This is a genomic window from Anoxybacillus sp. UARK-01 (genome assembly GCF_002075365.1).
Lineage (GTDB): Bacteria > Bacillota > Bacilli > Bacillales > Anoxybacillaceae > Anoxybacteroides > Anoxybacteroides rupiense.
Window position 1 is genome coordinate 1 of sequence record NZ_NASY01000056.1, and the last position, 13,820, is coordinate 13,820.

Here is a 13,820-nt window from a genome sequence, read left to right on the forward strand (position 1 = left end):
CAAAAAGCTCCCAGCCAAATCTTCTGTAAAAATTCACTTGAAACGGATGGAGGAATGATATACTTTTCCCGCTCTCCCTCATTCGTTCCAACGATTTTGTTAACAGCTTGGCCACCTTTCGCTTCCGGCGATGCTCAGGCCATGTCGCTACGCCGGCTACCCCTCCCATTTCCCATTCTTGTTCGTGAATAAAAACCGTAAATGGCAGCAAATGCACTTTTGCAGCAAGTTGGCCATTCTCAAAATCTCCCAAAATCTCTTGTTTATCCATCCATTGTTTGCGAACCATCTTTTGCTGCTCTGTAAGCTTATATTGAAAGGCATATTCTGATAGACGAAAAACCTCTTCATAATCAGCTTCCGTCAATAAACGGACAGATTCCATAACAGCTTCCTCCCTCTTCTCGATATCCTTTTCCCTTATTTCGCTTTTTTTCCTATAAAATCCTTTGTCCAGCAAAAATAAAAACCTTATAACGATAGATGCATTTTCTGGTTTGCTCGTTTTTTGGTCGACTTTCATCTCCTGTTGATGCCAGCTTTCTCATCAGAAGATTCAACTCACAACAGATTTCCATTTTTTATAATCGAGGGCCAGTAATCGACTGTCGAAATCGGTTATCACCTGTTCATTTGGAGATCACTAGCAAGAAAGCCCTCTTAATCTCAATTGAATAGAGAGCCCAGCCAAACCTAGTTTTTTAATATCATCCACCGAGAAATCTCCCACCTCTAAGCGAAGTGGAGGTGGAGGAGGTTCATCGCGGAGAGCTTCTTAGGACGAAACTGCCCAGCATATAAAGGGAGTGTTACGAAAATCGTCTGATTTATGCTATTCTAATAGTGCGAAAAAATAAACAGAAAAGGTGTTTTTCATGAAATCATACATCGTTGTAGGAGCCGGCATTTTAGGAGCATCAACCGCCTACCATTTAGCAAGAGAGGGAGCAGCCGTCACCATCATCGATCGCGGCGACAAAGGCCAAGCCACCGCCGCAGCCGCCGGCATTGTCTGTCCATGGGTATCCCAGCGCCGCAACCAAGTTTGGTACCGCTTAGCCAGAGGCGGAGCCAAATTTTATCCTTCGTTAATTCAAGAACTTCAATCGCATGGAGAAACAGAAACAGGCTATGAACGAGTAGGGGCCCTTTGTTTGCATACAGATAAAGAAAAACTTGAAAAGATGATGGATCGTACACTGCAGCGCCGCCAAGAAGCACCGGAAATCGGAGAAGTGACAAAGCTATCCTTTACACAAGCAAAACAGCTAGTTCCAGCGCTGGCTGAAGGCTACGAGGCTGTTTACGTCAGCGGAGCAGCGCGCGTCAATGGCAAAGCATTACGCGATGCGTTAGTGAGAGCCGCCCAAAAGCTGGGGGCCATCTATATAAAAGGAGACGCCAAGATTGTTCAGCAACATTCGCATGTGAACGGTGTGGAAGTCGCTGGCACTTATTATCAGGCTGACGCGGTCGTCATCGCAGCCGGCGCATGGGCAAAAGAATTGCTGCTGCCGCTCGGCATCGAATTTTTAGTCACACCGCAACGGGCGCAAATCATTCATCTCGAAAAGCCAGAACAAGATACCGATCACTGGCCTGTCGTCATGCCCCCAAGCAACCAATACCTGCTTGCTTTTCGAAAAGGGCGAATCGTTGTCGGGGCGACCCATGAAGACGGTGTCGGTTTCGATTGTCGAGCAACCGCAGGGGGAGTGTATGAAATATTACATAAAGCGTTAGCAATCGCACCCGGATTATCGGATTGCACACATAGCGAAACAAGAGTCGGATTTCGCCCATATACCCCAGGGTTCCTTCCTGTCTTTGGAGCGCTTCCCGGCTTTACCGGCATTTATGTGGCCAACGGCTTAGGGGCATCCGGGCTAACAGCAGGGCCTTACTTGGGCGCTGAGCTTGCCAAGCTCATTGTCGGAAAGTCGACCGAGCTGAATCCGCTCGACTACCATATCGCCGGCGCGGTAAAATGAGAGAATACACCTAACAAAAAAGAACCCTCGCCATAGCTGATATTCAGTTGAAAAAGCTTCCCAATTCATTTCGGCTACTGGATGCTTATTTCACACGCTAATCATAAGCCAAACCGCAATTATCCGTATGGCGGTTTGGCTTAGATATCTAGGGATAAGCGGAAATGTTGTGCCCTTCCCGCTTTTTTTGGATATAATAATATCACAGGAAGGGAGCGAGAGGATGAAAATTACGCAAACGACAGACTACAAAACTATTGCCGCATTGAATAAACACGTTCACGATCTGCATGTTGCGTTATATCCCCGGCATTTCAAAAAATATGATGCGGAAGCCATGAAGCGATTTTTTCAAAGTGTGATCCACCAGCCGCACTTCATTTTTCTATTATTGGAAGAAAACGAACAAGCATGCGGATATGCTTGGCTGGAGATACGAACACATCCGGAAAATATATTTTTTCAGTCCTATCAATCTATATACGTCCACCAAATTAGCATTAGCGAATCCGTCCGAAACAAAGGCTATGGCACGCAACTGATGGAGTACATTTACGAACTGGCACAAGACAAAGGCATCTATTTAATAGAGCTCGATTATTGGAGCAAAAATGAAGTCGCAAAAAATTTCTACGCAAAGCAAGGATTTCAAGTATACCGAGAGCTTGTTTATAAAGAACTTGCGCCCCCTCAGCTATCCGAGGATCGTGCTTAAGATCAGATAACGGAATAGTCAAAAAAGCTAGTTTTTAAGTTACGGCGTGCTTTTTCTCCGGTTCGGAATAGAGCAGAGGGTGAGCAGACGAACGAGGCCCGTAACGCAAGATAAAGGCATTTGTCAACATTCTAAGCGGAAGATTTTTTACGCATCTTCCGCCGTTTCTTTTTATCTTGTGATCATGTCCTGTCCCTCTATATATTGTTCCACTTCACGAATGGAAGGAAGACCTTCCCAGTCTCCTTTAAATTGTGTAGCTAGGGCGCCTAATAAATTCGCCCGCTTTAATGCTTTAGGTAAACAAATGTTTAAAACATCCTCATCGAGCGGCTGATCTTCATCTAACAGCACAGACAGCAAGCCCGCGGCAAACGCATCTCCGGCCCCTACCGGATCAACAACCTTATCCATACGAAAAACGGGGGATTGGACCGCTTCATTTTGATAAAAGCCAATAGATCCCTCTTGTCCAAGCTTCATAACAACCAGCTTGGGGCCCATTTGCAAAAACTGCTTTCCATACTCTGCGACCGGTTGCTCACCCATTAAAAATTTTGCTTCTTCTAATCCAGGTAAAAAAATATCGCACAACGGCATTAATGACAATAAAACGCGCCGCGCCTGCTCCTCGCTCCATAGCTTTCGGCGTAAGTTCGGGTCAAATGAGACAGTTAATCCTCTTGCTTTCGCTTGCTCCATCACTTTTTTAATAAAATCTGCCGTCCGTTCGCCTAGTGCGGGCGTAATTCCGGTTACATGCAGATGACGGGCGTTGGCCAACCACTCAGGTTGGATATCTGCTTCGGAAAATTTACTTGCTGCTGAATATTTTCTATAGTAATATATCATTGGGTTGCCGTAACCTTTAAATTCTTTAAAATAAATGGCGGTCGGCGCCTTCTTATCACGAATAACGCAGGAGACATCGACTCCCTCCCCGGCAAGCGTGCTCACAATCAAATCGCCGAATGGATCGCAGCCAATCCGGCTGATCCATCTTACTTTTTTGCCGAGCCGCGTAAGCCCGATGGCCACATTGGATTCAGCGCCTGCTATCGATTTGGTAAATAAAGGAGAGTACCTTAAGGAGCCGTCTGTCATTGGTTGAAAGAGAATCATGCTTTCCCCGACTGTCACCACATCAACATCATTATTTTGCTGCATCGCTGCCAACCCCTTTAGCAAGCTCAACAAACATACGCGCCCGCTTTGTGAGTTCATCGTAGTTTTTTTGTTGCACAAGCTGTTTGTCGACTAAATTTCCTCCTAATCCAACGGCAATGGCCCCATTATTTAATATTGTCATCATATTTTTTGTATTGACGCCTCCTGTTGCAATCATTTCAATAAAAGGAAGAGGAGCTTTTACCTCTTTAATATAGTTCGCTCCTAAAGTTCCGACCGGAAACACTTTCACAGCGCTCGCCCCTAGCTGATAGGCCCTGTACATCTCGGAAGGTGTCATCGTACCAGGCCATACGTCGATCCCTTGTTCGACACAATAAGCAACCACTTGTTCATTTAGATGAGGAGAAATAATATATTGCGCTCCCGCCTGTATGGCTTCTTTAGCCATCTCTAGATTTAACACCGTCCCCGCACCAATATAAAGGCGGTTTTCATATGTTTCTCTTAGCTTCGCAATAGCGGCTAAAGCTCCATCGGTATTCATTGTGATTTCCAAAAATTTCATTCCCCCTGACTGTAAAGCCTCGGCAATTGGTTGTATGGAATCTTGTGAAACTCCTCTAATGATCGCGATGATTTTTTCCTCTTTCAATAATGGGAGCAAACGAGACGTCATCAGTATCATGCCTCCATTCTTATCGTTTTATAGTGTAACCCCTGTTTTCCAAATGGCCATGTCGTGAACATGATGATTTCTTATGATTGACTGCTTTGCCACTTGCTATTTCGATAATATACGATATAAAATCACATAATACCTTTTTCCACGAATTTCCTTCTAGTAAATGTCCAACAATGAACCTCTCCCGCCTCTTAACGGAGTAGAGGTAGGAGAGGTTCATGAATTAGAAAATATTTGCTGCTCATTAAAGTATGCGCCATCCATTATTTTGCAAAAACCTTCATAAAAGAGGTCCACCCTCCCCCATTACCCCCACCACATATTGGTCGGTTGGTCTTCGATTAAGACTTGTTTTAAGTTGCTGACAGCGCGTTTAAATCCCTCTTCAATCGACATGAGTGGATCTTCGTGTTCGATGCTGACGACGTAATCATATCCGTATGTGCGAAGGGCACTCATCATATCAGACCATTCTTGAAGGCTATGACCGCATCCAACAGACCGGAATGTCCAGGACCTTGTTTGAACATTACCGTATGGCTGCATGTCCGTTAAACCATACATATTGACATTGTCTGGATCAATATAGGTGTCTTTTGCATGAAAATGGTGAATAGCCTTTTCTTTTCCTAAAATTTTAATCGCAGCTACCGGGTCAATCCCTTGCCACCAAAGGTGACTTGGGTCAAGGTTTGCGCCTACTGCTTCACATGTTTCCTCACGAAGCTTTAACATCGTATATGGTGAATGAACTAAAAAGCCACCGTGCAATTCTAGACCAATTTTAACGTTATGATCTTGAGCAAATTTCCCCCACTCTTTCCAATATGGGATAAGCTTTTCTTCCCATTGCCACTTTAAAATATCATTGTATTCATTGGGCCAAGGGGCAACCGGCCAGTTTGGATATTTCGCCTTTTCATGGTCACCACTAACGCCAGAGAAACAGTTCACAACAGGAACCTCCATCATCTCCGCAAGCTGAATGGTTTTAACAAACGTTTCATGGGATTGCTTCGCAAATTTTTGGTCGGGAGAAAGGGGATTTCCATGACAGCTAAATGCACTGATCATGAGCCCACGAGATGCTACTTCCTTAAGGTAGCGCTCGCGCTTTTCTTTGCTTTCTAATAATTCATCAAGGTTGCAGTGAGCAGAACCTGGATAGTTTCCTGTTCCAATTTCGACTGCGTGTAATCCTGCTTCTTTCACGTAATCGAGCATGTCTGTAAACGATTTATTAGAAAAAAGCACTGTAAATACGCCTAGTTTCATGACAAACTTCCTCCCATCTCCGTTCGTAATATGCTTTTACTTTTTTCACTGCTTTCATAAATCACATCGATTATATGTGAAACTTGTATCGCTTCTTCTGGTTTCACTAAAGGTTCTTTTAATCCAAGACACGCCTCCACAAATGCTTTTGCCTGTAAAAACCCTTCCTCTTTTTCCTCGGGAATATAGGCAGCCACACTATTAAACAGCATCCCATGTTTCGCATAGTTTAAGGTAAAAGGAAAAACGTCTAAGCCGCCTTTTTCGCCAGAAATGGAAAGAGTATCTTCATCTTTCGAAATGTTAGCAGACCATGATGTTTCAAAAAGGAGGCTTGTTCCATTTTGAAAACGAAGGTAGGCTGTCGCATGATCTTCAACATTGAATGTTTCATGATTAAAGCTGCCCCATTCATTTACTTGATTTAGTATTTTACTAAGTACGTTATAGGTGGCACCTGTGACTTCTTTCACTTTTGGATTTCCCATCAACCAAAGAGCAAGGTCTAATAGATGACATCCGTAATCGATGAGGCACCCTCCACCCTGCAAGTCCTTATTGGTAAAAACGCCCATCCCGGAACCTTTCTTCGCCGTAATGCTTTGACACGGACAACGAGCGGATGACCAATTTCACCTTCATCGATCACTTTTTTTGCTGCTTGTGCTTCTTTCATAAAGCGATAGTGGTAGGCGATCCATAATATTTTCCCGGACTTTTCTTTCGCTTTTATCATTTCCGCACATTCACTCGCATTCATCGCCATTGGCTTTTCACAAAGAACATGAACGCCGGCTTCCAGTGCCGCAATAGTCATTTCCTTATGAAATTTATTCAGGGTACAAATGACAACAGCATCGACATGTGGCAGCATATCTTTATAATTCTCGTAAACTTGTGGAATATGAAATTGGTTTTGTACTTGTTTTGCTTTATCGATGTTTACATCGCAAACAGCCGTGACGGCTGCTTCATTTAATTGCTGAAATGCTGGAATATGGCAAAATGTAGCGATTCCCCCTGCTCCAATCATGCCGACTCTTAATTTTTTCATGGTGACACCTCTTCGCCGTTGGTCTCGTTTCATGAATTTGTTCGGTTAAGCTCGACAACTAAGCAAACAAACCTGTTCTCAAATAAAAAGGACGGCACTCATGTTTTATATGTTGGTGCTTTATTTCTAGGTTCATATCTTTTACGGGCTAGTTTGTATGAGGTTGAAGCGCTGCTATTCGGCTTCGAATTGACATTTTTTGATAATGAAGCTCATTGACTACGGGTCTGGGCTTTCCTTTCAGCTTTGCGGCTTTGATCGCGGTTTAGCACTAGTTTTCGTGTTTTCAGCACCCTTTTTCACGATTTTCGAATAATGCCTATCCGCCACGTTGAATGCTTTATCACTTTTATTCGAGGGTGAGGTTCTTTTTTCCGTAGCTTCATGCCTTGATCCTGCTGCTCTGCGATTTCCCTCCTGAAATAAGCCCAACACATGGATTTTTCCCGCCCTGAGATTTGATCCCCACATCTTTTATTGTTTGACTCTTTCCCATGTTAGCGGTACGACTTTTTTTGCTTGGGCTGCTTCGAACGCAGCAAGAATGACTAGCAAAGATTTCATTCCTTCCTCTCCCGATATCGGCGGTTCTTGGTCGTTTAGAATGCTTTCAACAAATTGGTCAATGACGTGAGAGGTTGTTTGCCCGCCTTCTTCATTGGATTGAATGGCACTAAGCTTGTAATTGACCACTTCTCCATTTTTGTATTGGACTACTAAAGAATAGTCTGGATCGTCTTCTAAACGTAAAATTCCTTTTTCACCCATAAATGATGGTTGAGTTGTCTTCTTTTCCGTTGTATGACCAGCTAGCAGCTAGGGTTCCGATAATGCCGCTCTCTGTTTTTAAGAGGCAAACGGCGTTGTCATCGACATCTGTTTGTTCCTTTGCTATTGTTTCGACAAATGCGGCGACCTCGATGATTTCTTCACCAAGTAAAAAGCGAATTAAGTCCGCTTTATGGACACCTAAATCGCCCATTGTTCCCATTGCCGCCTGCTCCTTTTTAAAGAACCAGCTGTCCCTTCCATCAGCGCTCCATCCTTCAGGTCCGGGGTGCCCGAAAGCTGTGCGGAAACTGTAGATTTTTCCGATTTCTCCTTTTTCAATTAACTCTTTGGCTTTCACATGGGAGCTTACAAAGCGTTGATTATGGGCAATCATTAATTTCTTTCCAGTTTGTTTGGAAGCTTCAATCATTTCCTCAGCTTCTTCTTTTGTTGTCGCCATTGGCTTTTCACATAGGACATGTTTCCCTGCTTTTAGCGCAGCAATGGAGATAGGGGCGTGTAAATAATTGGGCGTACAGACACTAACGGCATCAATTTCTTTATTTGACAAAAGGTCCTCATAATTTGTATAAGGTGTTACATGATATTTTTTAGCTATTTCGACTGCGCGTTCTTTATTACTATCACATACAGCGACAATGTTTACGTGTTCATTTTTAGAAAATTCAGACAAATAGCGGTGTTTAGCAATACTTCCACACCCAATTACTCCGACTTTCAATTTTTTCATCACAAATATTCCTCCTTAAAACATCGGTGTTGTTTAGGACCTCTTCCGTTAAGATTGGATTGTGCTTTATAAGAGCATAATCCAGCTCCCCAAGCAGCTGATGAGAGCAAGTGCCGCCAATAGTAGTCATAATGGCATGAATACGCGGATTGGCAAACATATCATGTAAATCTTCTAGACGCTCTTCCACTGTACCTGCCATATATTCATTTTGTTTTTGAACATGCTTGCCAACGACAACGTTAAATCCTAGTCTCTCTAATTCGGCGATCCCTCTTTACAACCGTCTTGGACATAAAGCCGCAACCCCCGATGAAGGGGAAATAATGCCAATGGTATCTCCAGGACGCAATCGGTTAGGACGCAACGCCATTTTTTCTCCTCCCTATTTGTAAAAATACACATACAAACAGATAAACTCCAATCCATTTTACCCAGCCTCATCTTAAATGATATGGGCAAAACCACTGGCTCTATCGAGATATTCTCCGTCTATAATTAATAGTTCATTACACAAATTGCTTTGATTCTTGTTTTATTTTTATCATCTGTAAAAAATAACTAAATTGATAATAACACATAAAGCAGCTGATCTTTGAACCTATGCCTTTCACAAAGTAAGTTCGGCAAACAAAAACCGAGTGATGTCAGCAAAAAATGGTCACTGTCTTGGTGCCCATAACATGACAGCTACGCCAGCTAAACAAAGAAGCATGCCTATCCAGTCATAGGAATCAGGCACTTTTCGATCCATTCCCCATCCCCAAAGAACAGCAAGTACAACAAAAATGCCCCCATAAGCCGCATAAACTCTACCGAAATTCGGAAATTGCTGTAATGTTGGAATAATCCCATAAAGAACAAGAAGTAGGCCTCCCAGCATTCCATATATCATTGGCTTGTCTTCACGAAGCCACAGCCAAACTAAATATCCTCCGCCAATTTCCGCTAATCCCGCCAGAACAAATAGAACGATCGCTACAAACATATGTATTTCCTTCCTTTTCCACCCCTAAAATTCAAAAAGCACAGCGATATCTTCTCTCGCAAAGACAGCAAGATGCCCTGTTCTCTATTTTCTTTTTATAGACAATGTCTTCATTTCTCATTTATATCATTATAAACGATCAAACGTTTATTTTATATGATCGCTTGATAAAATACAGAGAATCGACGATCGTCGATTTCCTTGACACTTCCACTTTCTTTTGCCGATGATCAATATGGACAATAAAATAAAAAGATGCTAAATCTCAGCATCTTTTTTCAAACAGAGAGCCGGGCACATAGCTTCCATAAAAGCCGGCTTGTTTTATACGGTTTGCCTTCTCATAGCACTTTTTGCTCGTCTTCCCATTCTTCGATGACCACTTGATGATCGGGCTGAAGATGAGAAGCCGGACGCCAATAGGAAAATAGAATCATCGATACGATGCTGGCTACGATGCCATACATAATCGGTTTCGTCGAGCTGAGGCCTTCCAACGCTAAACCAGCAAATACGACAAGTGAGCTAATAACCATCGAATACAGCCCTGCTTTCGCTGTTGCCTTTTTCCAAAAGAAACCAAGAATAACAGGGACGAAAATGGCACCTGATAAAATCGCATAAGCCACGTCAAGAGCAACGAGCACATCTTGAATCCAAATGGCAAAGATTATGGCGATCACACCGACCACAAGGGTAATGATCCGCGATAATCGTACAACATGCTGGTCGCTCATATTTTTTAGCCAATATTGCTTCAAAATATCGTGTGAGATCAGTGTCGAGGAAGCGAGCAGCGTTCCTGAGGCGGTAGACATGAGCGCAGAACACACGCTTGCTAAAATGAGACCTAATAACCCATGTGGAAGAATAGCGAGCGACATGCTGGCAAATACATTTTGCGGATCACTGATAGTTGGAAAGACAATCACTGCACACATGCCAATGATACTTAAAGCTAACGCATACGCAATGCTGTACACCCCGGCATACACCGCTCCGCCTCGAGCGATTTTCGTGGTTCGTGCTGTAAATACTCGCTGCCAAATATCTTGAGAAACGATCATTCCTAATGTATATAATAGAAAGTATTGAAAAATGCTGGACCATCCGATGGAGGTAAAATCAAAATGAGAAGCCGAAAGCTGTTGAGAGAGCGCCTCCCATCCGCCGACGCGAGATAAGCTCATCGGCAGCATAATGAAAAAGATGCCGATGGTCATCACAAGAAACTGAATAATATCTGTCATCGTTACACTCCACATTCCGCCGAGGATCGTATAAAATAGGACGATGCCGCCGCCCACAAGCATGGAGGTCGTCATAGGCCAACCGAGCACCGCGTGTATAATGCTGCCCATTCCGATCACCTGCGTAACAGAAACCATTAAGGTATAAATCGCCGCCACAATCGCGCTGATTAAACGAGCTTCTTGATTGTAGCGCCTTCCTAGCAATTCACTTATCGTCGTAACGTTCGCTCCGTAAATCTGCCTAATAAAAAACAAGCCTAATAGTGTGATGCCCAGACCAATCATAAAGACAAACCACATGCCTGAAAGCCCAAATTGATACCCCAATTTGGCCGTGCCAATCGTTGAAGCGCCGCCAAGAATGACGGCGGATAAACAACCAAGGTAAATAAACAAACCAAGATTTCTGCCTGCAAGCGCGTAATCTTCCGCCGTTTTCGCTTTTTTCGCTCCTAAAATCCCCACGACGATTAAAAGAAGAAAATAAGCCAAAATAACACCTGTATCAAGGACGCTCATCCCGATTCCCCCATTCTTGTTTTCATCAAGAAACCCGCCGCTATCTGCCTGTCATTTTAGCTTCAAATGAACGGAAGCCCATTTCGTTTTCATACTCCGTTAACGCCTCGGCCAGCAAGCGCAAGCCATCATCAATCTGCTCCTTCGTCACAGTCAGCGGTGGAATCATGCGAATAACTTCTCCTTGATTTCCGCATAAATAGAAAAGAACCCCTTTTTGCAGACAGCGATTTAAAATATTCATCACCCCCTCTCCATTTGGTTCCCCTGTCATTGGATCAACGATTTCAATGCCAATCATCAATCCGATCGAGCGCACCTCGCCAATCACAGCGTGTTTTTCTTTGAGCTCATCCAACCGTTCACGAGCATATTGTCCAACAATCCGGCAATTTTCCAGCACGTTTTCTTCCTTGAATACTTCTAATGTCGCCAGCGCTGCCTCGCAGGCAATCGGATTGCCGCCAAATGTTGTTCCGTGACTTCCTAGCGGCCATTGCTGCATCAGCTCTTTAGAAGCCACCGTTGCACTTAGCGGAAGACCTGAAGCGATTCCTTTCGCAATAGCCATAATATCTGGAACAACGTCAAATGTTTGTGCGGCAAACCATTCCCCCGTGCGTCCAAATCCTGTTTGCACTTCGTCAAAAATAAGCAAAATTCCATGTCGGTCACAAATTTCTCTTACTTTATGAAGCCATCCTTTTTGGGGAACAATATATCCTCCCTCTCCCAATACCGGTTCTAAAATCATGCACGCTACTTCTTCCGGGGTCACTTGATGAGCAAATAAAGCTGCAGCTTCTTTCTCTAGTTGACGAGCCAAATAAACATCCGGATCTTCACCGTCTGGACACGTTTTCGGATTCGCGTATGGCAGCTGATACGTCAATCCGTTTGGCTGCAAATATTGGCGATATTTGCTTTTGGAGGTGCTGACGCTAAGCGATCCTAAGGAACGCCCGTGGAAACAGCCTGTAAACGATATCACATACGGACGTCTCGTAACATGCTTGGCCAGCTTCATCGCTCCTTCAATCGCTTCCGTTCCGCTATTAGCAAAAAAGAAACAGTTTAATCCTTCAGGCATAATCGGTGTGAGCTCTTTGGCCAAACGAAGAATAGACTCATACATGATGACCCCGCTCGGTCCATGCAGCAGACGGTCTGCCGCATCTTTAATCGCCTGTACTACTTTCGGGTGACGGTGGCCAATGTTTGTTACGGCGATCCCGGAAGTAAAATCAAGATATTTTTTTCCATCCACCCCGTAATAATAGCAGCCTTCCTCCTTTACAACTGGCAAATTCGGATGATCTTTTGCCATCGTTGGCGCAAGCAAATCCGGCATTTGTTGAAATAGATGAATCCAATTGCTTTCTCTCATCTTTTTTCTCCCCTTGTGCGAATGAAATTTGTTTATTCATAACCCGCTATGATGATACCAGTACACAGCGCGGAAGGAATGTTCTCAACCACATTTGCAGGATGCTGATCCATCCTGTTGCTTTCAAGCGAAAGGGCCGATGATCCGCCATCCCTTCAACCGCTCGTTCATGATTGCATCAACTGGGCTTTAGATGCTGGCTGAATACACGCTTTTCCTAGGTTTCAAGTTCATTCTTGCCGACCACTCAAAATCAGGCGCCCCAGCTAAAGGGCCTTTTATCCTTCTGTTCCGCATCCCTTTCATTGTCTAGCAACGCCAGATCGTCTCTCTTGATGCGATCGCCTTTTCTTTAAAGCGATGAGTGTGATCATTTCATAAATAATGGCGGAGGCCAGCACAGCCGTAATTTCGCCCTGATCGTATGAAGGCAATACTTCAACTAGATCAAAACCAACGATGTTTAAACCATCAAGTCCTCTCACATATTCGAGCGCTTCATAACTTGTAGGCCCTCCTACTTCCGGTGTACCGGTTCCAGGAGCAAATGCCGGATCAACAAAATCAATGTCATAAGAAACAAAAACAGGCCGATCTCCCACTCGTTGATGAATGCGATCCATCACTTCAGAAAAGCCTGTTTTTCGAACTTCCTTCATCGGAATCACTTCAAAGCCGAGGCGGCGTGCATCCTCGATATCATCTGCGCTATAGAGCGGTCCGCGCATACCGACTTGAATGGAGTGATCCACATCGAGCAATCCCTCTTCTACAGCCCGGCGAAACGGCGTACCATGCATATACTTCTCTCCATAGTAATGGTCCCATGTATCTCCATGCGAATCAAAATGAACAAGCGCGATCGGCCCAAAACGTTCATAAAATGCCCGCAAATGTCCTAATGTGATGGAATGATCTCCGCCCATCATAATGGGAATAATATTTTTTTGCAAAAGAGGACGCAATTCCTTGACAATCCGACCATATGTCCGCAGCGCATTTCCAGGAACAACATCTATATCACCATAATCGATTCCAGAGCAGTATTGAAAAATATCAATCTCCATATCTGGATTATACGGACGAAGCAGTACTGAGAAATTTCGAATGTGTTGCGGACCGTATCGCTGTCCCGTTCGATTAGAAGCAGCCGTATCAAACGGAACACCAAGCACCGCAAAATCAACGTTATCCGTTGTGCGAACATGCTCTAGCCGCATAAATGTGCGAACGCCACAAAAGCGTGGCGATTGCGATGAATCTTTTGGTTGATACACACAAACCCCTCCCTTTATAAAAATAT

11 protein-coding genes and 2 pseudogenes are annotated in these 13,820 nt (G+C 44.0%); 2 read left to right on the forward strand and 11 right to left on the reverse strand.

Annotated elements, in window-relative coordinates:
* A partial coding sequence (locus tag B6A27_RS17420; RefSeq protein WP_161491058.1) for a GNAT family N-acetyltransferase occupies positions 1–385 on the reverse strand: 385 nt, incomplete at its 3' end.
* A gap of 490 nt (positions 386–875) precedes the next feature.
* Between B6A27_RS17420 and B6A27_RS17425 the strand changes: the two genes are divergently transcribed.
* Positions 876–1,991, forward strand: coding sequence for an NAD(P)/FAD-dependent oxidoreductase (locus B6A27_RS17425; RefSeq protein ID WP_080862787.1), 1,116 nt, complete (start codon positions 876–878; stop codon positions 1,989–1,991).
* A gap of 223 nt (positions 1,992–2,214) precedes the next feature.
* Positions 2,215–2,706: a GNAT family N-acetyltransferase gene (locus B6A27_RS17430; RefSeq protein WP_080862788.1), complete on the forward strand. Its 492-nt coding sequence runs from the start codon at positions 2,215–2,217 to the stop codon at positions 2,704–2,706.
* A gap of 171 nt (positions 2,707–2,877) precedes the next feature.
* Here the strand turns inward: B6A27_RS17430 and B6A27_RS17435 are convergent, their stop codons facing one another.
* The 10 genes and pseudogenes from B6A27_RS17435 to speB form a co-directional block, all read right to left on the reverse strand.
* Positions 2,878–3,873 (reverse strand): sugar kinase, encoded by a 996-nt coding sequence (locus B6A27_RS17435; RefSeq protein WP_080862789.1) that lies wholly within the window; start codon positions 3,871–3,873, stop codon positions 2,878–2,880.
* A complete protein-coding gene (locus B6A27_RS17440) occupies positions 3,860–4,513 on the reverse strand; it encodes a bifunctional 4-hydroxy-2-oxoglutarate aldolase/2-dehydro-3-deoxy-phosphogluconate aldolase (RefSeq protein WP_080862790.1) in 654 nt (217 codons plus the stop codon). Before B6A27_RS17440 ends, B6A27_RS17435 begins: the two co-directional genes overlap by 14 nt.
* 312 nt (positions 4,514–4,825) lie before the next feature.
* Positions 4,826–5,794 (reverse strand): sugar phosphate isomerase/epimerase family protein, encoded by a 969-nt coding sequence (locus tag B6A27_RS17445; protein ID WP_080862791.1) that lies wholly within the window; start codon positions 5,792–5,794, stop codon positions 4,826–4,828.
* A pseudogene (locus B6A27_RS17450) lies at positions 5,791–6,848 on the reverse strand (Gfo/Idh/MocA family protein). The gene B6A27_RS17445 and the pseudogene B6A27_RS17450 overlap by 4 nt, the downstream one beginning before the upstream one ends.
* Before the next feature lie 474 nt (positions 6,849–7,322).
* Positions 7,323–8,370: pseudogene (locus tag B6A27_RS17465) on the reverse strand (Gfo/Idh/MocA family protein).
* Positions 8,324–8,641 (reverse strand): LD-carboxypeptidase, encoded by a 318-nt coding sequence (locus tag B6A27_RS19465; RefSeq protein WP_080862792.1) that lies wholly within the window; start codon positions 8,639–8,641, stop codon positions 8,324–8,326. Before B6A27_RS19465 ends, B6A27_RS17465 begins: the two are co-directional and overlap by 47 nt.
* Before the next feature lie 390 nt (positions 8,642–9,031).
* The gene (locus B6A27_RS17475) at positions 9,032–9,358 is read right to left on the reverse strand and encodes a YnfA family protein (RefSeq protein WP_139788167.1); all 327 of its coding nucleotides are present in this window, start codon (positions 9,356–9,358) and stop codon (positions 9,032–9,034) included.
* A 341-nt stretch (positions 9,359–9,699) separates the two neighbouring features.
* Positions 9,700–11,130, reverse strand: coding sequence for a sodium:solute symporter family protein (locus B6A27_RS17480; RefSeq protein WP_066147477.1), 1,431 nt, complete (start codon positions 11,128–11,130; stop codon positions 9,700–9,702).
* 40 nt (positions 11,131–11,170) lie between these two features.
* Complete coding sequence (locus B6A27_RS17485) at positions 11,171–12,517, reverse strand: aspartate aminotransferase family protein (protein WP_080862794.1); 1,347 nt, start codon at positions 12,515–12,517, stop codon at positions 11,171–11,173.
* A gap of 302 nt (positions 12,518–12,819) precedes the next feature.
* Entirely contained in the window at positions 12,820–13,794 is a 975-nt protein-coding gene (gene speB, locus B6A27_RS17490) for an agmatinase (RefSeq protein ID WP_066147733.1), read from the reverse strand.
* Between the last annotated feature and the right edge of the window lie 26 nt (positions 13,795–13,820).

Bases quoted from the DNA above. Each gene is read 5' to 3' on its own strand.
- B6A27_RS17425 (WP_080862787.1), top strand. From the start codon at position 876: ATGAAATCATACATCGTTGTAGGAGCCGGCATTTTAGGAGCATCAACC.
- B6A27_RS17430 (WP_080862788.1), top strand. From the start codon at position 2,215: ATGAAAATTACGCAAACGACAGACTACAAAACTATTGCCGCATTGAAT.
- B6A27_RS17435 (WP_080862789.1), bottom strand. From the start codon at position 3,873: ATGCAGCAAAATAATGATGTTGATGTGGTGACAGTCGGGGAAAGCATG.
- B6A27_RS17440 (WP_080862790.1), bottom strand. From the start codon at position 4,513: ATGACGTCTCGTTTGCTCCCATTATTGAAAGAGGAAAAAATCATCGCG.
- B6A27_RS17445 (WP_080862791.1), bottom strand. From the start codon at position 5,794: ATGAAACTAGGCGTATTTACAGTGCTTTTTTCTAATAAATCGTTTACA.
- B6A27_RS17475 (WP_139788167.1), bottom strand. From the start codon at position 9,358: ATGTTTGTAGCGATCGTTCTATTTGTTCTGGCGGGATTAGCGGAAATT.
- B6A27_RS17480 (WP_066147477.1), bottom strand. From the start codon at position 11,130: ATGAGCGTCCTTGATACAGGTGTTATTTTGGCTTATTTTCTTCTTTTA.
- B6A27_RS17485 (WP_080862794.1), bottom strand. From the start codon at position 12,517: ATGAGAGAAAGCAATTGGATTCATCTATTTCAACAAATGCCGGATTTG.